A 23,410-nucleotide genomic window follows, 5' to 3' on the forward strand; every position below is an offset into this window, starting at 1 on the left:
ACCGGTCTAATCGGTGCGTAAGCTCCCGGCATGACGACCAAGAACCTCAACCGCGACACGCGTACGGACCTGCTCCTTGCTGCTGAGCGGTCCTTCGCGCACAAGGGTTATGCCGCGGTCGGCATCAACGAGGTGTTGTCCAGCGTCGGCGTGCCCAAGGGCTCCTTCTATCACTACTTCAGTTCGAAGGACGCCTTCGGCGAGGCGGTGATCGCGCGCTACTTCGAGCAGTACCTGGCAGAGATGGACGAGATCCTGACCGCGGCCGATCAGGACTGGGCCTCCAGGATCATGGCCTATTTCGCGTCGTGGCGGGACTCGCAGAGCTTCGCTGAGTGCGAGGGCAAATGCCTGGCAGTCAAGCTCAGCGCCGAGGTCGCGGACATGTCCGAGCCCATGCGCCTGGCCCTGAAGGCCGGAACCACGCAGATCGTCGAACGCCTGGAACGCGCGATCACCGGCGCCGCCGGCGACGGGTCCTCGCCCTTCACCGGAGACGCCCGGGCGACCGCTGAGGCTCTCTATCAGCTCTGGCTGGGGGCCAGCGTCATGGCCAAGGTGCACCGGAGCCTGGTTCCCTTGGACAACGCGGCAGCGGTGACACGCCAGCTGCTCGGCATCTGACACCAGGGCCCCGCGTCCGACCGCGCGGGGCTCCATCCGCGGAGGCTGCGCCGGCTCACCGGCGTGGTCTCACGACGTGATCGTGTGGTGGGGGATCGCGGCGTCGGCGAGGGGGGTGCCGCGCCGCCAGACAGCTCGGGTGTTGAGGGTGTCGCTGATGGTCGTGGTGGGGTCGCCGTCGACCAGGAGCAGGTCGGCTCGTAGTCCTTCGGCGATCCGGCCGCGGTCGGTGAGGCCGAACCGGCGTGCCGGAGTGCTGGTGGCCGCGCGCAGCGCCTGGACCGGGGTCAGGCCGGCCCGGACGAGGTACTGCAGTTCGTGGTGGACGCTGGCGCCGTGGGCGAGCCCGCCGAGGAAGGGGAACGGCACGGAGGTGTCGGTGCCGGCCAGGATGTCCACGCCCGCGTCGTGCAGGGCTTTGACCGAGGCGAGCACGTCCTGGATGTTGCCCTGCGGGTAGTGGTTGAAGCTGGACCGCAACGTTTCCGTCCAGGCCTCGTCCAGGCGTGACGCGACGCGGGGGTCATCGGCCAGTTCAGCGCCGGTGATGCCCATCATCGACGCGTTGAGAACCACGCACGGCACGACGAACGCGCCGGACGCGGCGATCCGCTCGATGATCTCGGGGGTGTGCGGCCGGTCCATGAACAGGTGGACCAGGCCGCCGATGCCGGCGTCGATCGCCATCCGTGTCGCGTCGACGGTCAGGGTGTGGGCGACGGTGAGCATGCCGCGACGGTTGGCCTCGGCGACGCCGGCGTTGAGGGTGGCCTGGTCGAGCATGGGCAGGCCGGGGTGCCCTTCGACGCTGCCGTCGTCGACCATGAACTTGATGTAGTCGGAGCCGGTGTCGATCAGTTGTGGGATGAAGGCGACGGCTTCCTGCGGGGTGGTGGAGAACGGCATCACCGGCGGGGTCTGCGGGGGACCGGCGGCCGGGCGGGCTCCGGGCGGCGGGCCGGGGCGGAAGTCCGGGGGGAACAGCTCGGAGGGGTGCCCGCCGGGCGGGGTGATCCCGAATCCGGACGAGCGTACGTCGGCGAGGGTGTCGTCGTACTCGATGTGTGTGCGGTTGTTCCTGGTGTTGGTGCCTTGCATCTCCAGGTGCGTGGTGACGCCGAAGCGCAGCGCGAGGGCGAGGCTCTGCGTGCTGGTGTGCACGTGGGCGTCGAACAAGCCGGGCAGCAGTGTCGCGCCGGCGGCGTCGACGATCTGCGCGCCTGCGGGCGGCCGACCACCCACGCTCGTGATGGTCGTGCCGTCGATGAGGACGGTGTTCGCGTCGAGCACCTGGTGCCCGTCGAAGATGCGCACGTCGACGATCGCTGTGGTCATGTCATCGCCTTTCCTTGCGGCTTCGACGCCGCGGGAGCGGCGCCGTCCATGGACACAGCATATGCATAGTGACTCTCGAAATGAAATGACTCTGACTTCAGAGTCGCTGTGATTCGGGTAGCATGCGGGGATGACCACGATCGGGCGCCGTGAGCGCAGGAAAGTGCAGACGCGCCAGGCGCTGGCCGACGCCGCCCTGGAGTTGTTCCTGGAGAACGGCTACGACAAGGTGACCGTCGCGCAGATCGCCGAGGCGGCCGACGTCTCGCTGGCCACGCTCTTCAAGCACGTCCCGGACGGCAAGGAAGCGCTGATCTTCGACGACGGCACCGAGCGGCGCGAGGCCATGGTCGCGGCCGTGCGCGGCCGGCCCGCGGGTGTGTCGATCCTGCGAGCGCTGCACACGTTCCTGGCCGGCCGCGGCACTTTCGCCATCGACATGCCCGCCGACGTGCAACGCAAGCGCGATCTGGTGGTCAGCACCCCGGCACTGGCCGGTTACCAGCGCAAACTGTGGCTACGCGGCGAGGCGTCGCTCGCCGAGACGATCGCGGCCGAGTCCGGGCGTGAGCCCGGCGCACCCGAGGTCCGGGCGCTGGCCCGCTACGTCCTGGAGATCCCCGACCTGATCAGCCTGGACGCCGACCCCCGCGCGTCGCTCGATGCCGTCTTCCGGCTGCTGGAGACGGGGTGGGCCGGCGTCACCGGAGACCAGCCGGCATCCCGCTGAACAGCACGGGCACGCTGTGCGCGGCTTCGTCCGGCTACAGCCAGCCCGGCCGGGCTCGGCGTGCGCAGAGGGCTTCGCGCAGCTCAAGGTACGTGCGGTAGTGCAGGCTGTACCACCATGGTCGGGTACACCGAACCCTCAACTGGCCAGCTGCCGGGAATGACCTCGGCGAGGATCCTCGGCAGGATCGAATCATGACCAACGAGGCAAGAAACCGCGCCATCGTACGAGGGACAGCGCTCGTGCTCGCGACGGCTGTCGCGCTGACCGGCACCGGAGCGGCAGCCGTCGCCGATCGGGCGCAGCAGGCCGGCCCGGGCGGGTCCACCGTGAACGGCGCCCTGCAGCGTGAGGTCGCCCGGCACGTCCTGGACGCCGGGCCGCCCGGGTACCTCGCCCGCATCGACAACGGGCGCCGCGTCCACACCCTGGCCGCGGGTGTCGCCGACCGCAACACCGGCCGGCCCATCACCGTCCGGGACCAGTTCGAGGCCGGCAGCAACACCAAGACGTTCACCGCCGTGCTCATCCTGCAGCAGGTCGATCGGGGCAAGCTCGCGCTGGACGCGCCGGTCGAGAGGTACCTGCCGGGCGTCGTCCCCAACGGCAGCAACATCACGGTACGGATGCTGCTCAACCACTCCAGCGGCCTGTTCAGTTACACCGGCGACCCGGACTTCTTCGTCGACATGGAGAAGGACCCGCAGCACGTCCACACCGACGCGGAGCTGCTCGCCATCGCGTTCGGGCACGAGCCGTACTTCCCGCCGGGCAAGGGCTGGCAGTACTCGAACACCAACTACACGCTGCTCGGGATGATCCTGCACAAGCAGACCGGCAAGAGCATGCCCGCTCTGGTGAAGGAGCGCATCACCGGCCCGCTCGGCCTCAAACGCACGTACTTCGCCGACCCCCGGGCGACGAACACCGGGCCCGGCTACGCCCGCGGCTACGCGATCACGTACGCCAGCGGCACGCCGCGGTACACCGACACCTCCAGCTGGCCGCTCGGTGGCTGGGCCGGCGCCGCCGGAGCGATGATCAGTACCGCCGATGACCTTTCCCGGTTCTTCTCCGCGGTCCTGCAGGCCAAGTTGTTCTCCCCGAAGCAGCTGAAGCAGATGAAGACCACTGTTCCGTTCCCGGCGGAGTTCCCGATGCAGGGCGGCTACGGCCTGGGCCTGATCCGGACCGACTCACCCTGCGGCACGGTCTGGGGCCACGGCGGCGACACGATGGGCCACCACAGCACCGCCGTCGCGACCGAGGACGGCAGGCGTACGGCGGTCACCGACACCACCGGAGAACCCGCCGACCTGACCGAGAACCCGGGCGTGCAGCGCTACTACCAGGCCATCCTCTTCGGCGCCGACACCGTGACCATCTGCCAGATGCTCGGCAAGCCGGCGCCCGCCGAGGTGCTCGACAACCTCCGGGGTACGACACCCGCCTCCAGCGTCACGAAGTGACAGGCTGACCGCTGTCCCGCCCGCGCCGGCACGGACCGGCGCGGGCCGCGCGCATCCGCACGGACGAGCCGCGAATTACGGGAAAAGCGACGATAGGTGGCGGTGGTTGCCGATGCCGGGAGACTCCATCAACAACGCTGCGTTGCTGTCGCGGCTGTCAGACCGGCCGAAGCTCCAGGGTGGCTGCTCGAGGACCGTCTTGGACGAGGTGGTCCACAATGCCGGCGTAGTGGCCGTACTTGCGCCGGTATGCGGCGTCGGCTGAGGGCAGGTCAGCCTCGGCTGCTTCGATGAAAGTCACGCCGGTGGCGTTGCCGTCCGAGACGACCTGTCCGGTGCCGGTCGCGGCCGCGCCGCGGAACCAGGACGCCGTGCGTCCATTGGTCGGACATGGTCGTGCACTCCTTGTCGTGGTACCCGGGTCAGTCGTGGATGCGGAAGCTGCCGAGTCGACGAACCATCGCGGGGTCGCGGTGGTCGAAGAACAGGGAGGATCCGGTGTCCATGGCGGCGATCCGCGTCATCTGCTCGTCGGTGAGCGCGAAGTCGAAGACGTCGAGGTTCTCCGTCATCCGGTCGGCCCGTACCGACTTGGGGATGACCACGACGCCGCGCTGGATGAGCCACCGCAGCACCACCTGGGCCACCGACTTGCCGTAGCCGGCGCCGATCTCGGACAGGACCGGATGGCTGAACAGGTTGTTGCGGCCCTCGGCGAACGGCCCCCAGGACTGGATCTGCACGCCGTTGTCGCGCATCAGGGCCTGGTAGTCGCCGCGCTGGTAGAACGGGTGGGTCTCGATCTGGTTGACCGCCGGGGCGATCTCGTTGTGGTCGATGAGGTCGACCAGGCGGTCGGGATGGAAGTTGGACACGCCGATCGCCCGGACGCGGCCGGCGGCGAGCAGGTTCTGCATGGCCCGCCACGAGCCGTAGACGTCGCCGATGGGCTGGTGAATGAGATACAGGTCGAGGTAGTCGAGCCCGAGGCGGTGCAGCGACGCGTCGAAGGCCTTGGTGGTGGCCTGTTCGCCGGTGTCCTGGAGCCACAGCTTCGTCGTGACGAACAGTTCCTCGCGGGCGATGCCGCTCTTGGCGATCGCGCGGCCGACCTCTTCCTCGTTCTGGTAGGCGGCGGCGGTGTCGAGCAGCCGGTAGCCGGCCGCGAGGGCGTCGGTGACGGCCTGTTCGGTCTGCTCGGCGGGGATCTGGTAGACGCCGAAACCGATGATCGGCATCTGGACGCCGTTGTTCAGGGTGACCTGCGGGGTTGCCATCGCAGTGTCCTTTCCGGTCAGTGGGTGTTGGTGCGCGGGCCGTGGTACTGCTCGTCGGTGACCGGCTCCTGCCACGCGGTTTCCGGGGTGCCGTCGCCGGGGCCTTCCCACATGGCCAGGTGTTCCATGAACGTGTCGGGGGCGGCGCCGTGCCAGTGGTCCTCACCCGGCGGGCAGGTGACGGTCTCGCCGGGGTGGGTTTCGATGATGGTGCCGTCGCGGGTGCCGATCAGGGCGGTGCCGGACACCACGTGCAGGGCCTGGCCGAGGACGTGGGAGTGCCAGTTGGTGCGGGCGCCGGGAGAGAAGCGGACGAGGTTGACGCGCATCCGCGACGGTTCCTGGCCGGCGTGGATGACGTCCCACCAGACGTCGCCGGTGAACCAGTCGGCCGGGGCCTTGCTGGTGCTGCTTCGTTTGACGAGTTCCATGGTGATCTCCAGACGGGTGTTCAGTGACGGCCGGCGGTTCAATGACGGCCGGCGGTTCGATGACGGCCGGCGGTTCAGCGACGGCGGGCCGCGGGCTGCAGCGACGGGCTGACCCAGCCGTTGTCGGCCGGGTTGAGCGTGACGCCGGGCGCCACGATCTGAGCGATGCGGTCCAGCACGTCGGCGGTGAGCTCGACGTCGGCCGCGGCCAGCTGGGAGTCGAGGTGCTCCATGGTGCGCGGGCCGATGATCGCCGAAGTGACGCCGGGATGGCGCAGCACGAAGGCGATCGCCATCTCGATCAGGCTGATGCCGGCCTCGTCGGCGAGCCTGCCCAGCGCGTCCGCGGCGTCGAGCTTGCGCTGGTTCTCCGGCAGCGCCATGTCGAAGCGATCGGCCAGCCACTGGCGGGCCATCGACATCGGGCCGGTGCTGTCGGCGTCCCTGCGGTAGCGGCCGGACAGCCGCCGACCAGCGGGCTGTACGACAGCACGCCCATCCCGTAGCGCTGGGTCAGCGTCAGGATCTCGTTCTCGATGCCGACGTAATTCCACGTCGTGTCCTTTCGAACGAGCGCATTCGTACGTGGGCGGTGTGCCACAAATGTCGAGTCAATACCATCTGATCGTGACGTGGGAGGGCCTGCTGAAACAGGTACCAGCAGAACCCCCCAGGCCCGCGCGCATCTGACCGGCGCCAAACGGAGCTCTATCGAGGGCTGCCTGCTTCGCGACGCCGTTTCTCAGGTGGTCGGGAGATGCCCATTCTCCGTTTGGCACCCATCGACAGGGGTCGGTATGGTGGCCGGAGTTGGATCCGCAACGTTGATCTAAGTGGTGCGGGGAAGTCACCCGGCCGACTACCGATCACGCGCAAGATCCCCGCCAACTCTTGGAGGGTCTTGCCATGGACCGATCTCACTCGTCCCGAACTCAGCCAATCGCTGAGAACGTCAAGCTCCTCACGGTTGTCGCGCCGAGCAAGGATGAGGGCTGCAGCCCTACGGGGCTTCTCGGACGACGCTTGGCACGGCAATTGCTTGCCGCCGGGGACCCCGTAAGGGTGCTAGCGGAGCCCGAGGAGTGCAGTGGCTGGCCGGCCGAGGTAGAGGTGGTAACCGGCTCCATCAGTCAGCCGTTGCCGTCAGCCGAGATCTTGGCTGGCGTTGATGCGATGTTCCTCGCCGGCGCGCATCCCTCCACCGTCGAAGCGTCATTGAGGTTGGCACATGACGCCGGTGTCCGGCGGATCGTGCTGCTGTCGTCCCACGGGCCCGAGTACGAGCAGTACAACCCGCCGGAGACCTGGCACTGGCTCGCCATCGAACGCGCTGTAGAGCGTTGCGGGATTGAGTGGACTCATATCCGGCCATCCGCCGTGATGGGCGCCGTCAGGAGCGGCACGTACCCCGCGACGGGCTCAGACTGGCCGCAGTCCATCCGAACGGAGGGAACCATCCGGGAAGCCTTCCTCGACACCGGACACTACCCGTTCATCCATGAAGACGATCTCGCCGCTATTGCTGCAGCGGCGATGCGCACCGACCACTACACCGGCACCATCATCGAGGCGGTGGGATTGCCATTGTCAACCCAGTCACGAGTACGCAGCATCGCTCGCGCCATCGGTCGCGACATTCACGCCATCAACGTGACGGCTGCGGAGAGCCGGGCGACGTGGGAACGTAACGGCTGGCCGGAAGGCGCAATCGAGGTGACGCTGTACGCCCTCCAGGAGTACGGTGCGCGCCTGACTGAACTCACCGAATGGACTGTCGCGCAACGGCCCTCCGTCCGCGACATCATCGGCCGCTCGCCACGTACCTACGACGAATGGGCCGCTGAGAACGCCGACCTGTTTCTCTAAACGGAGCGCCATGCGTCATGGGGTTGTAGCGCACCCACGACGGTGGCCTCGCCGGCGCCCGGAGGCGTTCGCCGCGTTCCCGCCCGGCTGAGTCGCGCCGCGCCCGGGGCGCACCTCGGTGGCACGGCGGTAATCCGGGTGGGTCAGCTGCGGTCGCGGACCTGGTGCCGATCGGTGGCGGCCCAGCTGGCGAGCAGGTCGTACGGGTCGCGGCCGGCCTCACCGCGCAGTAGCGCCGACGACGTCCTGGAGTGCGCCGGGCACATGCCCGCGTACGAGCAGGCCCTCGATCACCACGTTCCACCAGCTCGGCAGCGCCCTCGGGCTGCTCAGTCGCCGCCACCGCCGTCCCCGCGGGTGCCGCCGCGCAGACGGCGCTCGTCGACCGGTTCGGCGCCGCGCTCACCGGCGGCAGCGTCCTGCTCGCGGTCGGCCTGCTGCTCGCCGCCGCCCTGATCGCCGAGTACCCGCGCCGCCCGCGCCGCCCGCGCCGCCCGCGCCGCCCGCGCCCCGGACGGCAGGCCGGGAAGGCGGCGCCTGGCTCGCAACCGGCTCATGCCCGAAGCTGACCGGCGATCCATCGGCGCCGCGACAACTGATCGGGAACGGGTACACGCGAAGCGTCGCCCAGGGAGATACCTCGCGTGCTCGCTCTCGGGTGTTGGGATGGGGAACCGGGCGCCATCACGCTTCAGAAGGTTGTCTCGACCCCGGCTGCCTTGCAGAGGGCGTTGAGGTCCTTGCCGGCTTTCGCTGTTTCCGGGGAGTCGATGGCGGTCGCCGGGTCCTTGTCGTTGGAGGCCTTGAGGGCCGCGTCGATGTTCGCCTTGAGGGCCGCGGCGACCTCGTCGCTCGCGCCCTCGGAGGCCTTGGTCAAGTTGTCGGCGAGGTCGATGAGCATCGCCTTGGCATCGGTGGGCGAGATTTCGGTGACACCGGACTGGGCCAGGCCGAGAAGCGCGTTCTTGAAGGACTTGACCGCCCTTTCTGCCTGTTCGCAGGTCACCGTGTCGGCGTTCCTGGCAGGGGCGGCGGAAGCGGCGGCCTCGGTTGCAGCGGCCGAGGCGGTCGCGGTGGTGGTGGCGGTGGCTGCCGCCGTCTCGGTCTCCTCGCCGCATGCGGCGAGGGTCATCATGGAAACGCCGGCCAGGACGGCGGAGGCAACTCGGATAGCAATCACGCGCCGGGATGCTAGATGATCAAGAGATCAAGATCAACTGAATGGAGCTGTACCTGTCAGCCCACCCTGCCAGCCGGCTGGTGGGTTGACCAGTGCAAACGGTGGGTGATGCTGCCGACTGGGTGCAGGATCAGGATGTTGATCAGGCGGCGGACTTCGGCGCTGCTCAGCCGGGTGGTGTTCGGTCGTGTCGTGGCCGGCCGGCTCGGCCGGCATCCGCAAGTGACCCCTCCCGGGGCGCGCCACGGTCGGTGCGCCCCGGCCATCGCTGTCGCCGTCGACTCGCATGAAGCCGGGGGTGGCCGTCTGTCACGTAACGTCTAGGGGCCCAGACACGCCAGGTCAGATCAGCTGCGCGAGCCGCGTGTAGAAGTCCTCGGGGTCGGCGCCGGCCGACGACTTGAAGAGGGCCGCGATGTCGTCGACGACAACCTCGTACCGTCCGGCCTCGACGCCGTCCAGGGTTGCCCGCGCCACGACGGCGGGGTCGACTTTCGGCAGGTCCAAGCCCTTGGTCAGGTCTGTATCGGCCAAACCGAGATGCACCGACGTGACCAGGGTGCCCTGCCCGGCGAGTTCATGCCGGAGGCCGTTGCTCATGCTCCATTGCGCGGCCTTGCTCGCCGCGTAGCCGGTCGCGCCGGGCAGCGGGAACCAGGAGGCGGCGGACGCGATGTTCACGACGGCGCCGCCACCGTTGGCGGCCAGGACCGGGGCAAAACCGCGGACCATCGACAGAGTGCCCCAGAAGTTGACCTCCATCTCCGCGCGCAGGCTGTCCGGATCGCCCAGCAGGGTGCCGCCGAAACCCGCACCGGCGTTGTTCACCAGCAGGTCGACGTCGCCCGCTGATCGGGAGGCGTCGGCGACGGCTTCCGGATCGGTGATGTCGAGGGCCAGGAGGTGGGCACCGGGCAGATCGAGGGTTTCCGGACGTCGCGCGGTCGCGTAGACCTTCGCTCCGCGCTCCAGCAGGGACTTGGCCAGCGCGCGGCCGATGCCGCGGTTGGCGCCGGTGACGAGCGCGGTGGCCTCGTTGATCTTCATGGGGCTACGCTAAAACGTCACGCTGACGTGAGATTCAAGTCAGACGTTTGGGGGATCTTTGCGCATCGGGGAGCTGGCCCACGGAACCGGAGTGAGCGTGCGGGCCCTGCGTTACTACGAGGAACAGGAGCTCCTCGTACCCGATCGCAGCTCGGGCGGTCATCGGCGCTATCCGGCGAACGCGGTGGACTCGGTGAGGTTCATCCAGCTGCTCTTCGCCGCCGGCCTCGGCAGCAAGGCGATCAAGGGTCTCCTGCCGTTCCTGGACGACGGCATGAGCACGCCCGAGATGCTCGCGCAGCTGGCCGCCGAGCGCGCCCGGATCCGCGCGAAGATCGATGAGCTGAGTGCGGCCGAGGCCCGGCTCGGTGACCTGATCGAGGAGGGAGCCCGGCTGCGAACGCCGAGTGTCCCCATGCGTTGCTCGCCCTTCACCGCCTAATGGGCAGCCGCCATCCCGGTCTCGTCGACCACCAGGACACCGTCAGGGTCGCCGAGCCGGTCGACAACAACCTGCCGCACGTCGTCGCGGACGGCGTCGGCGTCCCAAGTCGCCCGGTACAGCAGTCGTTGCATCGCGTCCGGACCGCCAGCCTCAGCCATGATCACGAATGGCGGCTGCCGTACTAGACGGGGTGCGGCGACGCCCTTGCCCGGAATAAATGATCAATGAAGTGAAGATCCAGTGCAGCGTTGGCGTGGATTACCTCGGTTGTGGGCGAGTGGATAATCGAAGAATGACGCTGCCCCAAATTTCCCTCGCTATCGGGACGCTGGCGTCGGGTTCGGTATTGATCTTTGTCTGGATCCGGACACGTCATCATCGGGAGCGGATTGCGATCTTGGCGTTGGTTGCCGGCCTTCTTGCCACGGCCGCGGCCATCGCTCAAGTGGCGGTAGCCGTCTTTCCGGTCAAGACATCGCCCGAATCCGGCCCATCCGGCGGGCCCGAGGCGGCGGCGAGGTGTCAGGGGACCGTCACGTCCGGTGTGGCCAGGGCAAACCCGGAGAAGGTTGGCAATCTGACCTTCTGCCCGACGCGGATCAACGACGGCAATGTTCCGATCACCGGTCCGTTCTCTTTGAAAGGCCAGGTCATCGGCCCGCCTGCGGAGCGCGGCAACCTCCTCCTCATGGTCAAGCTGGACCGGGCCACATGCACGACGGAAGGAAGGCCACCGGCGCCGGGCCGGTTCCTGCTCGATCAGCCGATCGATTTCGTGGCGGATGCTAGCGGGCTATGGTCATACTTCGACGATCTTGGCAAGCACCCCCCGTCTGTGACGCTCGGAAGGATCTTCGAGTTCGCCACCGCGCCGAAGAGCGTCGTGGAGGACCTCTACGACAGGCGGGAGGAGTGGGAGCGGGAAGGGATCACTGATCTGCCTCCGGAGATCATCGTCCTCTCCTCCTTCAAAGTTGCCCCCGGCAAGGTGAAGGGCGCAATCCCGTGCGGAAAATGATCTACTCCATCCGGCCCCGCGGCGTGCCGGTCGTGTCCTCGAAGTTCCTCGGCGTCGACGCGGCCCGTTCAGGTTTCCTTCGCTCGCGGTCATCTCAGAATCGCAAGGCACGACCTTTTCCGGGATATCGGCCGGAACAAAACACGGGAGCCGAAACCCGGCCGCTGACGGCAGTACACTGACCCTAGTGCTTCTGACTACAGGGCTGCGAATGCGACACCGGCAACTTTCTAGCCCAGAGGTTCCCGTCAAACTCAAGGCTGGGCAAAATGACTTCTATCAATCATGCTGTCATCGATTCACCCGAGCGGCTGAACGAGACGCGAAAAGCACGGATCGCACTGCGTTGCATGCCCATGTCGGTCGAGAGGATCGCCAAGTTCACGGCTCACTCCGTGCTGGCACCGATGTGCCAGCTCACGTTCGTGGGTGAGCTCGACTATTATTTCGCCGGCGGTTACGGCATGTGGCCGGCCCTGGCTTCCGAGGGGCATGCGCCGCTGTCGCACTCGCTGTGCAAATACGCGGTGAGCAGCGACCATCCCGTCCTCAGCGAGAACATGCTCGACGACGACGACAAGCGCATACGTCAGCACCCGCTCGCCGTGGAGTACGGCGCACGGGCATTCCTGGCGGTACCGCTGCGAGGCGCCACGGGCAGGCCAGTCGGCGCGCTCACGGTGCTGGACACCGTACCGAGGTCATGGACGGCGGCGAACCTGCTCAAGCTCTGCGACGTCGCCGAGCTCATCGGCCCGGTCTCGACCGAGCCCGCCGACACGTCGTTGCCGGCGTCCGCCCTCGACAGCGCCTCCCTGCTGCACAGCATGCAGGAAGCATTCGTGGCGATCACCAGTGACTCGGTCGTCGTCGGGTACAACCGCGCGGCCCACGAGCTCTTCGGGTGGGCACCGGAGGAGGTGTGCGGCCGATCGATCGAAGACACCCTGTGCCTCGGCCACGAAGACCAGATCATGAGCGAGTTGCTGTCACAATCGCGCTTCGCGCCATCGCAGGTACGTATGCGCCGGCGGCTCCGTCTTCGTACCCGTGACGGCCGCCTGATAGAGGTATCGGCCTCGCTGTCGATGGTTCGCGGCTCCGCCGGTTCCTTGCTGTCCGCATTCATCAACCAGACGGATGTGGGCGGGTAATTTCGGCCAGCTCATCGAATTCCGTCCGCCTGCCGCCAAAACCGGCTTTATCAAGGAGGCCCGGTCATGTCCGAGCGGTCACACGAGCAAATGAGGGATGCCGAGCCGTCTCAGCAGAAGCCGCCGGCGGAACACGCCGACTACGGCAGCCTGACCGTCGAGGACGACCCGGACGGCACCACGGATCCCACCGATCTGGCCGGCTCGGCCACCGCGGATGATGCCCGGGTGGGACCGGCAGCCACCGAGGCGGATTAGCGCGGAGCGGGCCCGCCGATGTCGACGTCCTTCCCGATGAAGAAAGCAGGACGCCCGGCATAGGGTGGAGCGCATGTATCGCGACAAGGATCTTGCGCTGCTTGCCCGTCCGCTGTACGCCTTCCTCACCGTCGCGCCGAAGCCCGGCCGCTGGCCCTCGCCGCGTCCGGTCTGGTACGAACTCGCCGGCGACGGCACTCTGCAACTCTTCTCGTTCGCGGAGGCGCCCAAGGTGAAGCGTCTCCGCGAGGAGCCGCGTGCCTCGCTCGTCGTGGCGGCGCCCACCGGCGAATCCGAGTACTGGGTGGCCACCGAGGGGCGGGTCACGATCCATGACGACGGCGCCGCCGAGCTCGCTGCCCGGCTGGCCGGCCGCTACTACGACATGAGCGACCCGGCCAACCAGAAGCTGGTCGCCGAGTGGAGCGCGGCCAGCCTGGTCCGGATCGTGATCCACCCCGAAGTGGTGAACAGGTACGCCGGCTGAGCAGCCGCGGCCTCAGAGGAGGATGGCGGCCAGGTCGCGGAACGCCGTGGCGGGGAACGACGTCGCGTCGCCGCCGTTGAGGACCTGGATCGCCACCTCGTCCGCGCCGGCCTGGTAGTGCTTCTCGATCCCGGCCGCGACCTGCTCCGGTGTGCCCCAGGGGATCAGGGCGTCGACGAGACTGTCGCTGCCGCCGTCGGCGAAGTCGTCGTCGGTCCAGCCGAAGCGGCGCAGGTTGTTGGTGTAGTTGGGCAGGGAGAGGTATCCGCTGGTGTACTGCCGGGCGGTGGCGCGCGCCGTCGCCGGGTCCGCGTCCACGACCACAGCGACCTCGGGGGAGAGCAGCCGGTCCGGGCCCAGCGCCGTCCGGGCCTCGGCGGTGTGCTCGGCGGGGACGAAGTACGGGTGTGCGCCGGCGGCCCGGTCCCGGGACAGTTCCAGCATGCGCGGGCCGAGCGCGGCCAGGATCCGCTGCTCGGCCGGGAGCCCGGCGGCGTCGAGGGCGTCCAGGTAGGCCACCATCTTCGAGTACGGCTTGCGGTACGCGGCGCCGTCGCCTTCGACGATTACGGCGTGGCTGGTGCCGAGGCCGAGCAGGAACCGGCCGGGGTGGGCGCGTACGGCGTCCCGGGTGTACGCGGCCGCCTCGGCGGGCGCCGCGTGCCAGATGGACACGATTCCCGGGGCGACGCCGATGCGCTTGGTGCCGTCCAGAAGCTCGCGGTAACGCTGCGGGACGTCGTCGCCGAAACCGGCGGAGAACCACAGCCGGGAGTATCCGAGTTCTTCCAGTTCGCGCGCGGCGTCGAGGGCGGCCTCGGGACTCTCGCTGCCGAGGAAGAACGGTTGCCAGACGCTGACCAGTCGTTGTGCCATATCCGAACACTACGACCATGAACCGGCGAGGCCGCATCAGCCAGTGAGCTTCTGCCCGCCGTCGATGTCGTAGATCGCGCCGGTCAGCGCGTCGTTGCCCATCAGGTGGAGGATCAGAGCGGCCACGTCGTCCGGTTGCACCACCCGGCCGATCGGCAGTGTCCGGCGCAGCTCGTCACGGCGTTCGTCGAGCCGGTCGCCGAGTAGCCGCGCCGACAGCGGCGTATCCACGAAACCGGCGGCGACCGCGTTGACCCGCAGCGGGGCCAGCTCCAGGGCCGCGTTCGCGGTGATCGAGGCCAGCCCGGCCGTGCCGATGCCGATCAGCGCCAGGCCATGGCCGGCGCGGCGTGCCCCCGTACCGGAGATGAGCGTGAGGGAACCGCCCGGCCGGACCCGGCCGGCGCATTCCAGGGCGACCCGCAGCGGGGTGAGCAGGTGCAGGTCCAGTTCGCGGCGCGCCTCCTCGAAGTCGATCTCGTGGATCGGGCCGTAAGCCGGGCCCGGGCCGCTGAGCAGCACATGGTCCACCGGGGCGTCCAGCGCTGCGAAGAAGCCGGTCAGCGCGGCGGTGTCGGTCAGGTCGAGCACCGCGGTGGTGGCGTCCAGCTCGTCGCGCACCTGCTTGAGCCGGAGCTCGTCACGGCCGGTGACGATGAGACGTGCGCCGGCCGCGTGCGCCTGCCGGGCGGTCGCCAGCCCGATGCCGGCCGTGCCGCCGAGCACCACGACGGTGTTACCGGAAAGAGCGTTCATCACGCGCGACTTCCTCTCCATGTCATCCCTGCGGATCCATGTCATCCCTGCGGTGTCTTTCACCACCATCGATCCTTGCCGGCCCGCGGCATACCCGTGCCACTCCCTGGTGTGCCCGGGCCAGGGACTTCCCCGGGTGTGACACGGCACCCCGGGAGGCCACGCTCGGGGCATCGGAACACGAGCGCAGGAGGCGCGACAACGATGGACATGAAGCTGGAAGTCATTGTGATCCCGGTGTCGGACGTGGACCGGGCCAAGGAGTTCTACACCGGCCTCGGCTGGCGGCTCGATGCCGACATCGCCACGTCGGAGAGCTTCCGGGTGATCCAGGTGACGCCGCCGGGATCCCCGGCCTCGGTCATCTTCGGCACCTCGGTCACCGCCCAGCAGCCCGGCACCGCCCAGGGCCTGCACCTGATCGTGAGCGACATCGAGGCGGCCCGCGACGAGCTCAAGCGGCTCGGCGCCGAGCCCGGCGAGGTCTTCCACGACGAGGGGGGCATCTTCCACCATGCCGGTGCCGACGCCCGCGTGCCCGGTCCGGATCCGCAGCGCAACAGCTACGGGTCGTTCCTGTCCTTCAGCGACCCGGACGGCAACGGCTGGCTGCTGCAGGAGGTCACCACGCGGCTGCCGGGGCGCGTCGACCCGGACGCCACCACGTACGCGTCGGCCGGCGACCTGGCGGCGGCGCTGCGCCGGGCCGCGGCGGCGCATGGCGAGCACGAAGCACGCACCGGCGCCGAGGACCCGGACTGGCCGGACTGGTACGCCGACTACCTGGTGCGGGAGCAGGCCGGGACCGAGTTGCCGAGATGACCGAAACGTACCAGGCGGTGACATGTTGGCCTGAGGAGATTCGATGAGTGACTACGACGTCATCGTGATCGGCGGCGGCTCTCCCGGCGAGCACTGCGCCGGAGCCCTCGCCGCCGGCGGCCTGCGCGTCGCTGTCGTCGAACGGGAGCTGGTCGGCGGCGAATGCTCCTATTACGCCTGCATCCCGTCGAAGACGCTGCTGCGCCCGGGCGAGGCGGTGCGTGCCGCCCGGGAGGCCGAGGCCACCGCCGAGGTCGACGTCGAACGGGCCCTGGCCTGGCGCGACTTCATGGTCTCCGGCTACTCCGACGCCGGCCAGCAACGCTGGCTGGCCGACAACGGCATCACCCTGCTGCGCGGCACCGGCCGGCTGGCCGGGCGCGGGACGGTCGAGGTCGCCGGCGAACGGTACACCGCCGAACACATCGTGATCGCCAGCGGCGCCAGCCCGGTCATCCCGCCCATCCCCGGCCTGCGCGACCTCGGCGGCCTCTGGACCAACCGGGAGGTGACCGGCATGAAGCAGGTCCCCCGGCGGCTGGTCATCCTGGGCGCCGGCCCGGTCGGCGTCGAGATGGCCCAGGCGGTCCGCCGCCTCGGCGGCGAGGTCGTGCTCACCGCACCCGGCGACCACGTGCTGCCGCGCGAGCCCGCCCCGCTCGGCCGGGCCCTCACCGAGGTGCTGCGCCGCGACGGCGTCGAACTCGCCCTCGGCCCGCGCGCCACCGCCGCCCGCCGCGACGGCGACGCGTACGTCCTCACCCTCGACGACGGCCGCGAGCTGCGCGGCGACAAACTGCTCGTGGCCACCGGGCGCACGCCGCGCGTGCACGACATCGGCCTGGACACGATCGGCGTCACCGCGCACGACGGGGGCATCCCGGTCGACCGGCGCCTGCGGGCCGCCGGGAACGTGTGGGTCGTCGGCGACGCCACCGGGCAGTGGATGCTCACCCACGTCGGCAAATACCAGGCACGGGTGGTGGCCGAGAACATCCTCGGCACCTACCGGGAGGCCGACTACACGGCCGTACCCCGCGTCGTTTTCACCGACCCGCAGGCGGCCGCTGTCGGTGCGCTCGATGCGCCGATCAGCGCCACCATCCCGATCGCCGACGTGGCCAGGACGGCCACCTACACCCGTGCCTACGCCGAGCAGAACGGCTTCCTCACCCTGCTCAGCGACGGCGAGGTCCTGACCGGCGCGTACGCCCTCGGTCCGGAGGCGGGGGAGTGGCTGCAGCAGGCCACCCTGGCGATCCGCGCCCGCATCCCGCTCGATGTCCTGCGCGACACGATCCAACCGTTCCCGACCTTCTCGGAGATCTATGTGGCTGCCCTGAAGGCCCTGAATAAATGACCTTCTATCGTACGATCAACGTCGACGGCGTGGACGTCTTCTACCGGTCGGCCGGGCCCGAGGACGCGCCGGTGCTGCTCCTGCTGCACGGCTTCCCGTCGTCGTCGCGGATGTTCGAGCCGCTGCTGGACCGCCTCGCGGACCGGTGGCGGCTGATCGCCCCCGACTATCCCGGTTTCGGGCACAGCGGTCCCCTGCGGGAAGCCACTTTCGCGGCCATCGCCCACGTCATCGGCCGATTCGCCTCGTCGCTGTCCCTTGATTCCTACACCCTCTACCTGCAGGATTACGGCGGGCCGGTCGGCCTGCGCCTGGCCATGTCCCGGCCGTCGGCCGTCGACGGGCTGATCATCCAGAACGCGGTCGCCCACGACAGCGGCCTCGGCCCGTTGTGGGCGACGCGGCGTGCGTTCTGGGCCGACCGTGCCGCTCACGAGGCCGCGCTGCGGGAGAATTTCCTGTCGCCGGCCGCGACCCGCTCCCGGCACCTGGGCACCGACCCGGCCACCGACCGCTACAACCCCGATCTCTGGACCGACGAGTACGCCTTCCTGTCCCGCCCCGGCCAGGCCGACATCCAGATCGACCTGTTCCACGACTACCGCACCAACGTCGCCGCGTACCCGGAATGGCAGCGCTGGCTGCGTGCGCGCCAGCCCCGAACCCTGGTCCTGTGGGGCCGGCACGACGCCTCCTTCCAGGCGAGCGAGGCCGAGTCGTATCGCGCGGAGCTGCCGGACGCCGAGGTGCATGTGCTCGACGGCGGCCACTTCCTGCTCGACACGTGCGCCGGCGAGGCCGCCACGTTGATCGACGGATTCCTGGCGGGCCGGCGTGTCAGTCCGCACCGCCCTTGAGGTCGCCCCGGAGGCGTTCGTACAGGTCGCGGTAGTCGGATCGGGCCATCAGCGCCCGCTCGTCACGGGGCCGGCCGTACGGCACCAGCACGTCGGTCCGCACCCCACCGGGGGTGAGCGTGACGACCCGATCGGCAAGGAGAAGTGCCTCGGTGAGGTCGTGCGTCACGAACAGGACGGTCTTGCGGTGTACCTGGTTGTCCCAGATGTCGAGGAACATGTCCCGGATGGCGGAGCGGGTGAGGGCATCCAGAGCGGCGAACGGCTCGTCCATCAGCAGCAGCTCGGGGTCGGACGCCAGGGTCCGCGCCAGGGCCACCCGCTGGCGCATGCCTTGCGAGAGCTGGGCGGGAAATCTGTCGGCCGCTGAGGACAGGCGCACGAGATCGAGCATCTCCCCGGCCCGTCCGTACGCCGCTTCTCCGTGCAGCTCCAGGCTCAGCTCCACGTTGCGGCGGGCGGTACGCCAGGGCAGCAGCGCGTCGCGGGCGAACATGTGGCCGACGTCCGCCCGTCCGGCACGGGGCGGCTCGTCGAACACGGTGATCTGGCCCGAGGTGGCCGGGACGAGTCCGGAGACGACGTTGAGCAGTGTCGATTTCCCGGCTCCGCTGGCGCCCAGGATGGCGACGAACTGCCCCCGGGGGATGGTCATCGAGAGGTTGCTGAGCACGCGGTGCGGCGACCCGCGGGAGGCGAACTCCACCGAGACCGAGTGGAGCCGCACGACCGGCGTCTGCGCTGCGCCGTCGGGGACGGACTCCTGCGCCGTCCGGTTTCGCCGGGTGCGGATGCCGGCTCGTGGCCGGGCGTGATCGGCTCGCTGCCATCCCAGCAAGGCGCTTTCGAGTGCGCCGATGAGCATGGTGAGGATCGAGGTGAAGATCGCTAGGACGGTCAGGAGCGCGTACACCGGGGCCATCGACAGCGTGGCCGAATAGCTCGTGATCAGCTGGCCCACGCCCGCCCTCGAGGCGATGATCTCGGAGCCGACCACGCCGAGCAGCGCGAGGACCAGACCCAGCCGCAGCGCCGTGGAGATGGCCGGGATGGCGACCGGCACGTAGAGCTTGCGGAACAGCTGTGACCGGGACGCGCCCAGCACGGCGAAGACCTGGAGGTGCTCCTCGTCGGTGCTGAGCACGCCGATGCGCGCGTTCATCAGGAAGACGAAGAAGGCGATGCTGAATCCGAGAGCGACCTTGGAGCTCTGGCCGATGCCGAACACGACGAGGAACACCGGCGCGAGGGCGATGCGGGGCATGCTGTTGACCGCGTTGAGGTACGGCGCGAGCACGGCCCAGGTCCGGGGGAGCATGCCGAGCAGGATCCCGAGCGGGACGCCGGCGATCGCCGACAACGCGAGCGCTTCGAGTGCCGCGACGACTGTCGACCACAGGTTCGGCCAGAGGACGCCGGAGTCGTGCAACCGCCACCCCGCGTCCCACACCGCACGCGGGCTCGGCAGCAGCATGCGGCTGGCGACGCCGAGCCGGTACACGAGGTACCACAGCCCGACGGCGACGGGTGGCACGGCGAGGCGCCACAGCCACACACGCAGCCCGCCGGGATCACGCCGTCGAGCAGCCGTCGACCACGTACTCGGAGAAGCTCGGCGCCGTGCCGGTGGGAGTGAACTCAGCCTGATGATGCCAGTTCTCCTCGGTGAGCGGCGGAATGTCCACGACCGGGGTCCGGTACCGGTCCCAGAGGCTTTTCGCCTGTTCCGGATCCGATCCGAGACCGAGGTGGGCGAACGCTTGCGGCCCGGCGTCCGGCTGCTGCGCGAGCGCGGTGAATCCCTGGTTGAGCGCGTGGCAGAACTTCAGCACCGTGTCGGGGTGGTCGTCGGCCCAGTCGCAGTTCGCGACGGCGACGGACTGCCAGAACTCGCCCAGCGGGGTGTCCGGGCCGGCGAGATTCACCAGCTTGTCGAAGGCGGTGCCGCCGGCCCGGAGGTTGATCTCGAGCTGGGGGTATGACATCGCCACATCCACCGTCCCGGAGGCGAAGGTGGCGGCGGCGGCAGCGCCCGCACCGATCGCCACCCACGTCACGTCGGTGTCCAAATTCAGACCGGCATCCGCCAGCAACGACCGGAGGACGAGCTCCTGAGCGGCGCCGCGGGCGGCGACACCGACCGTCAGTCCGCGCAACTGGGTGAGGATTTCGGGGTAGGGCAGTGTGGTGTCGAGGCCGAGACCGGTCTGCGCGATCACCCCGTAGGCCGCACCCTGGGTCGGGCGGAGCACCCGAGCACAGGCGCCGTTGCGGACGGCTTCGTAGAGCTGCGCCGGACCGAGGTTGGCCACGTCGAACTCCCCGCTCACCACTCCCTGCATGAGCACCGTTCCGGACGTGGCCCAGGTGGGCGAGAAACGCAGCCCCTGGTACGCGTAGAAGCCGGTCAGCTCGGCTACGGCGTACCCGGTGGCGCCCTGGTCCCGAACGCCTCCGAACGAGACGACCGGGGTTCGGCTCTCGCCGGAATCACCGCACCCGGCGATCCCCAGCAGGATGGCGGCCATGAGGAGCGCGACGGCCCTGCGAACGCCCGCCCTCACACCAGGCTCCGGTTCGGCAGCGCGTCCCGGAGCCCGCGCCGCGAGCTGATGCCGAGCTTGGTGAACACCTTGCGCAGGTGCCACTCCACCGTGCGAGCACTGATGAAGAGCTCGCCCGCGATCTCCGGATTGGTCCGGCCGTCCCGGGCGAGTTGCGCGATGTGCTCCTCCTGCGGTGTCAGTTCCGCGCGGTCGGCGACCTGCTTACGGCGCACGTGCTCGCCGGTAGCGAGGAGTTCCCGGCGGGCCCGTTCGGCGAAGCCGTCGGCCGACATCGCTGCGAACATGTCATGAGCGGTCCGCAGGTGTTCCCGGGCCTCGCCCCGCCGGTGCTCGCGGCGCAGCCATTCGCCGTAGACCAGATGGGTGCGTGCCAGCTCGGCCCGGACCCCGGCTCGATCCAGGTGTCCGGCCGCCTCCCGGTACAGCCCGTCGGCGACGTCACCGGTGCTCACCATGGCCCGCGAGCGTGCCGCGACGCCCCGGCCCCAGGCGTGCGCACCGGGGTTCGCCGTGGCCTCGAACTCCTCCAGCGCGGCGATGGCCACGTCTCGTTCCCCGCAGCGAACCGCCGCCTCGATGCGCTCGGGCAGCATCCAGGCGGAGACGAGGATCGCGGGCGCCTTGGGGTCGGCGGGCTGAGCGGCCGCCATCGCCTCCGGGTAACGTCCCACGCTGTTGTTCAGGATCGCGGTGCACCATCGTGCGTGGTCCACACCGAGACCTTCACCTCGGCTGATCGAGTCCCCGGTGGCCGCCGCGATGAGGGCGGCGGCGTCCGCCGGCTGTCCCCGGTAACCGGCGAGCAGCATGGCCCCATAGGGCGCGATCCGGATACCGGTCGCCTCGGTGATCGCGTCGTGCTCGGCCGTCAGCCGCTCTGCCGTCTCGAGGTCGCCCCGCCATGTGGCGACCACGGCCATCCCGCTCAGGGCAGTGGGCAGGACGGCGAGCGCGCCGAGTTCCCGGGCCAGCGTCGCCTGCCGGTCGTTCACCGCGCTCCAGGTCTCCAGGTCCCAGATGGCCGCCGCAGCGGTCGCCGCCATCGCCCCGTGGTGAAGCCAGTTCTCGGCGGGAAGGTCACTGCGGAGCAGGCCGCCGAGCGCTGCGCGGAGCATCGGCTCGGCGGCCGCCCGGCCGTCGGTGGCCAGGACGAGCAAACCTTCCAGGGTACGGCCGAACGGACGCAGCGGGACGTCCGGCTGAGGACCGGCACGTGCCGCTCGGGACACCTCGAGCAGGTCGCCGCCGGGCTTGGCGAGATGGCCCGCGAACATCGCGGCGTTCCAGGCGTCCGAATAGGTCCTCCGCGACAGAGCGGTGTCCAGGCGTTCCAGACGCTCGGCAGCCTTGACCAGCTGGAGTGGCGCGTCACCTCCGGCGTTGGAGGCCGACGCCACCTGACCGCGCACCAGCGCGACGCGAGCTCCGGCCAGCGGGTCCGGCGCCTCGGACTCGGCCGCCGCCAGCAGGGCCAGCGCCGTGTCGAACACGCCGGCGCGCAGGTGCGACCGGGCGGCCGCCAGTCTGCGCTCGAACCGTGCCGCCGGTTCGGAGGTCAGACCCGCTGAGCGTTCCAGCAACGCCGCGGCGGCGGCGAAACCACCGCGGGCCTGGGCTCGGTCGGCGCTGCGCTCGAGCTCCACCGCGACGTCCTCGTCGGGGCCCGCGCTGGCGTGGGCGCGGTGCCAGGCACGGCGATCCGGGTCTGCGGCGGCGTCGATGGCGTGCGCCAGCGCCGCATGCGCCGCTCGGCGCTCCTCCACCGAGGCGGAGCGGTACACGGCGGAGCGGACCAGGGAATGCCGGAACCGGACCTGCGCGCCGACCTCGAACAGCCCGTCGGTCACCTCGGACCGGGCCGCGTCGAACCCGACGCCGAGGTGCGCCGCGGCGCGCCAGATGGTCGTGGCGTCCCCGATGCTGTCGCAGGCGGCCAGGAGCATGAGCTGCCGGGTCGGTGCGGGGAGCTCCCGAAGCCGCCGGGCGTAGTGGCTCTCCACGCCGGCAGCGGTCCCCCCGGCAGCCGGCAGCCCGAACCCGGCGGCGAGTTCCGCCTGACTCATGCCGCGGGGCAGCTCCAGCATCGCCAGTGGATTACCGCTCGTCTCGGCCACGGCCCGATCGCACACGCGCGGGTCGAGCCTGCCCGGCACCACGGTGGCCAGCAGGGCCCGGGCGGCATCACCGGAGATGCCTCCCAGCGGCATGACGGGCAGGCCGGCCAACCGGCGCAGGTCCGCACCGGCTGCTTCATCACGGACGGCGAACACCATGGCGACCGACTCCGCGGCGAGCCGGCGAGCGACGAAACCGAGGATCTCGCTCGACGCCTCGTCCAGCCACTGCACGTCATCGACGAGGCAGATCAGCGGTCGGCTGCCGGCTGCTTCGGCGAGGAGGCCGAGGACGGCCAGGCCCACCAGGAAGCGATCCGGCGCGGCTCCGCCCGCGAGTCCGAACGCGACGCGCAACGCCGTCTGCTGCGGTTCCGGAAGGGCATCGAGGCGGCCGAGCATCGGTGCGCAGAGCTGGTGAAGGCCCGCGTACGCCAGCTCGACCTCGGACTCGACACCGGTGATGCGGGCGACCCGGAAATGCGGCAGCGCTCGCCGCGTCACGTACTCCAGGAGCGCGGTCTTCCCCACCCCGGCCTCGCCGCGGATGACCAGCGCGGCACTGTGCCCGGCTCGCACGCTGTCGCAGAGCAGGTCCAGCTCCCGAAGCTCATCGTTCCGGCCGTGGAGCTGGACAGAGTCGCCGGACACCTCGCCAGCATAGTGGCTGATCCACTGCCGGTCTGCCCTCCGTTCCGCGTGCGCACTGGTCTGCTCCGGCCAGTGTGGTACCCGGG

At 69.7% G+C, this 23,410-nt stretch carries 25 protein-coding genes and 2 pseudogenes; 12 read left to right on the forward strand and 15 right to left on the reverse strand.

Features of this window, described 5'->3' with window-relative positions:
- Positions 1-30 precede the first annotated feature (30 nt).
- Entirely contained in the window at positions 31-624 is a 594-nt protein-coding gene (locus AB0F72_RS35205) for a TetR/AcrR family transcriptional regulator (protein ID WP_360440966.1), read from the forward strand.
- A gap of 69 nt (positions 625-693) precedes the next feature.
- Here AB0F72_RS35205 and AB0F72_RS35210 read toward each other — a convergent pair whose 3' ends face one another.
- Positions 694-1,959, reverse strand: a complete 1,266-nt coding sequence (locus tag AB0F72_RS35210) for an amidohydrolase family protein (RefSeq protein WP_360440969.1) — start codon at positions 1,957-1,959, stop codon at positions 694-696.
- Between the two features lie 130 nt (positions 1,960-2,089).
- Between AB0F72_RS35210 and AB0F72_RS35215 the strand changes: the two genes are divergently transcribed.
- A complete protein-coding gene (locus tag AB0F72_RS35215; protein ID WP_360440972.1) occupies positions 2,090-2,689 on the forward strand; it encodes a TetR/AcrR family transcriptional regulator in 600 nt (199 codons plus the stop codon).
- A gap of 194 nt (positions 2,690-2,883) precedes the next feature.
- Positions 2,884-4,158 carry a serine hydrolase domain-containing protein gene (locus AB0F72_RS35220; RefSeq protein ID WP_360440975.1) on the forward strand — a complete coding sequence of 425 codons (1,275 nt, stop codon included), beginning with the start codon at positions 2,884-2,886 and terminating at the stop codon, positions 4,156-4,158.
- A gap of 157 nt (positions 4,159-4,315) precedes the next feature.
- On the opposite strand, the pseudogene AB0F72_RS35225 reads toward AB0F72_RS35220, so the two are convergent.
- The 4 genes and pseudogenes from AB0F72_RS35225 to AB0F72_RS35240 form a co-directional block, all read right to left on the reverse strand.
- Positions 4,316-4,531: pseudogene (locus AB0F72_RS35225) on the reverse strand (DUF2255 family protein); the annotation flags it as partial.
- A gap of 49 nt (positions 4,532-4,580) precedes the next feature.
- The gene (locus AB0F72_RS35230) at positions 4,581-5,435 is read right to left on the reverse strand and encodes an aldo/keto reductase (RefSeq protein ID WP_360440978.1); all 855 of its coding nucleotides are present in this window, start codon (positions 5,433-5,435) and stop codon (positions 4,581-4,583) included.
- 17 nt (positions 5,436-5,452) lie between these two features.
- Entirely contained in the window at positions 5,453-5,866 is a 414-nt protein-coding gene (locus AB0F72_RS35235) for a cupin domain-containing protein (RefSeq protein ID WP_360440981.1), read from the reverse strand.
- Between the two features lie 74 nt (positions 5,867-5,940).
- Positions 5,941-6,288, reverse strand: coding sequence for an aldo/keto reductase (locus AB0F72_RS35240; RefSeq protein ID WP_360440984.1), 348 nt, complete (start codon positions 6,286-6,288; stop codon positions 5,941-5,943).
- A 484-nt stretch (positions 6,289-6,772) separates the two neighbouring features.
- Between AB0F72_RS35240 and AB0F72_RS35245 the strand changes: the two genes are divergently transcribed.
- On the forward strand, positions 6,773-7,732 hold the full coding sequence (locus tag AB0F72_RS35245) for an NAD(P)H-binding protein (RefSeq protein ID WP_360440987.1): 960 nt from the start codon (positions 6,773-6,775) through the stop codon (positions 7,730-7,732).
- A 143-nt stretch (positions 7,733-7,875) separates the two neighbouring features.
- On the opposite strand, the gene AB0F72_RS35250 is transcribed toward AB0F72_RS35245, so the two are convergent.
- The 4 genes from AB0F72_RS35250 to AB0F72_RS35265 all read right to left on the reverse strand — a co-directional run bounded on the left by AB0F72_RS35250 (position 7,876) and on the right by AB0F72_RS35265 (position 9,959).
- On the reverse strand, positions 7,876-7,998 hold the full coding sequence (locus AB0F72_RS35250) for a hypothetical protein (RefSeq protein WP_360440990.1): 123 nt from the start codon (positions 7,996-7,998) through the stop codon (positions 7,876-7,878).
- Positions 7,999-8,061: 63 nt separating this feature from the next.
- Positions 8,062-8,289, reverse strand: a complete 228-nt coding sequence (locus AB0F72_RS35255; RefSeq protein WP_360440993.1) for a hypothetical protein — start codon at positions 8,287-8,289, stop codon at positions 8,062-8,064.
- Positions 8,290-8,423: 134 nt separating this feature from the next.
- Complete coding sequence (locus AB0F72_RS35260; RefSeq protein WP_360440996.1) at positions 8,424-8,912, reverse strand: hypothetical protein; 489 nt, start codon at positions 8,910-8,912, stop codon at positions 8,424-8,426.
- A gap of 342 nt (positions 8,913-9,254) precedes the next feature.
- Entirely contained in the window at positions 9,255-9,959 is a 705-nt protein-coding gene (locus tag AB0F72_RS35265) for an SDR family oxidoreductase (protein WP_360440999.1), read from the reverse strand.
- A gap of 58 nt (positions 9,960-10,017) precedes the next feature.
- Here AB0F72_RS35265 and AB0F72_RS35270 point away from each other — a divergent pair, with 58 nt between their 5' ends.
- Positions 10,018-10,401: a MerR family transcriptional regulator gene (locus tag AB0F72_RS35270; RefSeq protein WP_360441002.1), complete on the forward strand. Its 384-nt coding sequence runs from the start codon at positions 10,018-10,020 to the stop codon at positions 10,399-10,401.
- A gap of 14 nt (positions 10,402-10,415) precedes the next feature.
- Here AB0F72_RS35270 and AB0F72_RS35275 read toward each other — a convergent pair.
- Positions 10,416-10,544, reverse strand: a pseudogene (locus AB0F72_RS35275) (transposase); the annotation flags it as partial.
- A 152-nt stretch (positions 10,545-10,696) separates the two neighbouring features.
- On the opposite strand from AB0F72_RS35275, the gene AB0F72_RS35280 reads away from it, so the two are divergent.
- The 4 genes from AB0F72_RS35280 to AB0F72_RS35295 all read left to right on the forward strand — a co-directional run bounded on the left by AB0F72_RS35280 (position 10,697) and on the right by AB0F72_RS35295 (position 13,321).
- Positions 10,697-11,422, forward strand: a complete 726-nt coding sequence (locus AB0F72_RS35280) for a hypothetical protein (protein ID WP_360441005.1) — start codon at positions 10,697-10,699, stop codon at positions 11,420-11,422.
- Positions 11,423-11,691: 269 nt separating this feature from the next.
- A complete protein-coding gene (locus AB0F72_RS35285) occupies positions 11,692-12,576 on the forward strand; it encodes a PAS domain S-box protein (RefSeq protein ID WP_360441008.1) in 885 nt (294 codons plus the stop codon).
- Positions 12,577-12,642: 66 nt separating this feature from the next.
- A complete protein-coding gene (locus tag AB0F72_RS35290; protein WP_360441011.1) occupies positions 12,643-12,834 on the forward strand; it encodes a hypothetical protein in 192 nt (63 codons plus the stop codon).
- A 73-nt stretch (positions 12,835-12,907) separates the two neighbouring features.
- Positions 12,908-13,321 (forward strand): pyridoxamine 5'-phosphate oxidase family protein, encoded by a 414-nt coding sequence (locus AB0F72_RS35295; RefSeq protein ID WP_360441014.1) that lies wholly within the window; start codon positions 12,908-12,910, stop codon positions 13,319-13,321.
- A 12-nt stretch (positions 13,322-13,333) separates the two neighbouring features.
- Here AB0F72_RS35295 and AB0F72_RS35300 read toward each other — a convergent pair whose 3' ends face one another.
- On the reverse strand, positions 13,334-14,197 hold the full coding sequence (locus AB0F72_RS35300) for a TIGR03620 family F420-dependent LLM class oxidoreductase (RefSeq protein WP_360441017.1): 864 nt from the start codon (positions 14,195-14,197) through the stop codon (positions 13,334-13,336).
- 36 nt (positions 14,198-14,233) lie between these two features.
- Positions 14,234-14,953, reverse strand: coding sequence for an SDR family oxidoreductase (locus tag AB0F72_RS35305; protein WP_360441077.1), 720 nt, complete (start codon positions 14,951-14,953; stop codon positions 14,234-14,236).
- Positions 14,954-15,163: 210 nt separating this feature from the next.
- On the opposite strand from AB0F72_RS35305, the gene AB0F72_RS35310 reads away from it, so the two are divergent.
- The 3 genes from AB0F72_RS35310 to AB0F72_RS35320 are packed head-to-tail and all read left to right on the forward strand — an operon-like array spanning position 15,164 to position 17,992.
- On the forward strand, positions 15,164-15,775 hold the full coding sequence (locus AB0F72_RS35310; RefSeq protein WP_360441020.1) for a VOC family protein: 612 nt from the start codon (positions 15,164-15,166) through the stop codon (positions 15,773-15,775).
- A 43-nt stretch (positions 15,776-15,818) separates the two neighbouring features.
- Positions 15,819-17,135 (forward strand): NAD(P)/FAD-dependent oxidoreductase, encoded by a 1,317-nt coding sequence (locus tag AB0F72_RS35315; RefSeq protein WP_360441023.1) that lies wholly within the window; start codon positions 15,819-15,821, stop codon positions 17,133-17,135.
- Entirely contained in the window at positions 17,132-17,992 is an 861-nt protein-coding gene (locus AB0F72_RS35320) for an alpha/beta hydrolase (RefSeq protein ID WP_360441026.1), read from the forward strand. Before AB0F72_RS35315 ends, AB0F72_RS35320 begins: the two co-directional genes overlap by 4 nt.
- Here AB0F72_RS35320 and AB0F72_RS35325 read toward each other — a convergent pair.
- Genes AB0F72_RS35325 through AB0F72_RS35335 form a run of 3 tightly spaced genes read right to left on the reverse strand, consistent with a single transcriptional unit; the run spans position 17,973 to position 23,324 of the window.
- Entirely contained in the window at positions 17,973-19,526 is a 1,554-nt protein-coding gene (locus AB0F72_RS35325) for an ATP-binding cassette domain-containing protein (protein ID WP_360441029.1), read from the reverse strand. The genes AB0F72_RS35320 and AB0F72_RS35325 overlap by 20 nt on opposite strands.
- Before the next feature lie 37 nt (positions 19,527-19,563).
- A complete protein-coding gene (locus AB0F72_RS35330; RefSeq protein ID WP_360441032.1) occupies positions 19,564-20,556 on the reverse strand; it encodes an ABC transporter substrate-binding protein in 993 nt (330 codons plus the stop codon).
- Positions 20,553-23,324: an AAA family ATPase gene (locus AB0F72_RS35335; RefSeq protein WP_360441035.1), complete on the reverse strand. Its 2,772-nt coding sequence runs from the start codon at positions 23,322-23,324 to the stop codon at positions 20,553-20,555. Before AB0F72_RS35335 ends, AB0F72_RS35330 begins: the two co-directional genes overlap by 4 nt.
- Positions 23,325-23,410 lie beyond the last annotated feature (86 nt).

Origin of the sequence: Actinoplanes sp. NPDC023936, from assembly GCF_040639325.1 — a bacterium.
Lineage (GTDB): Bacteria > Actinomycetota > Actinomycetes > Mycobacteriales > Micromonosporaceae > Actinoplanes.

Excerpts from the sequence above, each read along its gene's own strand:
- AB0F72_RS35210 (WP_360440969.1), bottom strand. The coding sequence starts at position 1,959 with ATGACCACAGCGATCGTCGACGTGCGCATCTTCGACGGGCACCAGGTG.
- AB0F72_RS35310 (WP_360441020.1), top strand. The coding sequence starts at position 15,164 with ATGAAGCTGGAAGTCATTGTGATCCCGGTGTCGGACGTGGACCGGGCC.
- AB0F72_RS35280 (WP_360441005.1), top strand. The coding sequence starts at position 10,697 with ATGACGCTGCCCCAAATTTCCCTCGCTATCGGGACGCTGGCGTCGGGT.
- AB0F72_RS35255 (WP_360440993.1), bottom strand. The coding sequence starts at position 8,289 with ATGAGCCGGTTGCGAGCCAGGCGCCGCCTTCCCGGCCTGCCGTCCGGG.
- AB0F72_RS35250 (WP_360440990.1), bottom strand. The coding sequence starts at position 7,998 with ATGTGCCCGGCGCACTCCAGGACGTCGTCGGCGCTACTGCGCGGTGAG.
- AB0F72_RS35305 (WP_360441077.1), bottom strand. The coding sequence starts at position 14,953 with ATGAACGCTCTTTCCGGTAACACCGTCGTGGTGCTCGGCGGCACGGCC.
- AB0F72_RS35220 (WP_360440975.1), top strand. The coding sequence starts at position 2,884 with ATGACCAACGAGGCAAGAAACCGCGCCATCGTACGAGGGACAGCGCTC.
- AB0F72_RS35205 (WP_360440966.1), top strand. The coding sequence starts at position 31 with ATGACGACCAAGAACCTCAACCGCGACACGCGTACGGACCTGCTCCTT.
- AB0F72_RS35290 (WP_360441011.1), top strand. The coding sequence starts at position 12,643 with ATGTCCGAGCGGTCACACGAGCAAATGAGGGATGCCGAGCCGTCTCAG.
- AB0F72_RS35245 (WP_360440987.1), top strand. The coding sequence starts at position 6,773 with ATGGACCGATCTCACTCGTCCCGAACTCAGCCAATCGCTGAGAACGTC.
- AB0F72_RS35295 (WP_360441014.1), top strand. The coding sequence starts at position 12,908 with ATGTATCGCGACAAGGATCTTGCGCTGCTTGCCCGTCCGCTGTACGCC.
- AB0F72_RS35320 (WP_360441026.1), top strand. The coding sequence starts at position 17,132 with ATGACCTTCTATCGTACGATCAACGTCGACGGCGTGGACGTCTTCTAC.
- AB0F72_RS35285 (WP_360441008.1), top strand. The coding sequence starts at position 11,692 with ATGACTTCTATCAATCATGCTGTCATCGATTCACCCGAGCGGCTGAAC.
- AB0F72_RS35300 (WP_360441017.1), bottom strand. The coding sequence starts at position 14,197 with ATGGCACAACGACTGGTCAGCGTCTGGCAACCGTTCTTCCTCGGCAGC.
- AB0F72_RS35230 (WP_360440978.1), bottom strand. The coding sequence starts at position 5,435 with ATGGCAACCCCGCAGGTCACCCTGAACAACGGCGTCCAGATGCCGATC.
- AB0F72_RS35215 (WP_360440972.1), top strand. The coding sequence starts at position 2,090 with ATGACCACGATCGGGCGCCGTGAGCGCAGGAAAGTGCAGACGCGCCAG.
- AB0F72_RS35235 (WP_360440981.1), bottom strand. The coding sequence starts at position 5,866 with ATGGAACTCGTCAAACGAAGCAGCACCAGCAAGGCCCCGGCCGACTGG.
- AB0F72_RS35265 (WP_360440999.1), bottom strand. The coding sequence starts at position 9,959 with ATGAAGATCAACGAGGCCACCGCGCTCGTCACCGGCGCCAACCGCGGC.
- AB0F72_RS35240 (WP_360440984.1), bottom strand. The coding sequence starts at position 6,288 with ATGTCGATGGCCCGCCAGTGGCTGGCCGATCGCTTCGACATGGCGCTG.
- AB0F72_RS35315 (WP_360441023.1), top strand. The coding sequence starts at position 15,819 with ATGAGTGACTACGACGTCATCGTGATCGGCGGCGGCTCTCCCGGCGAG.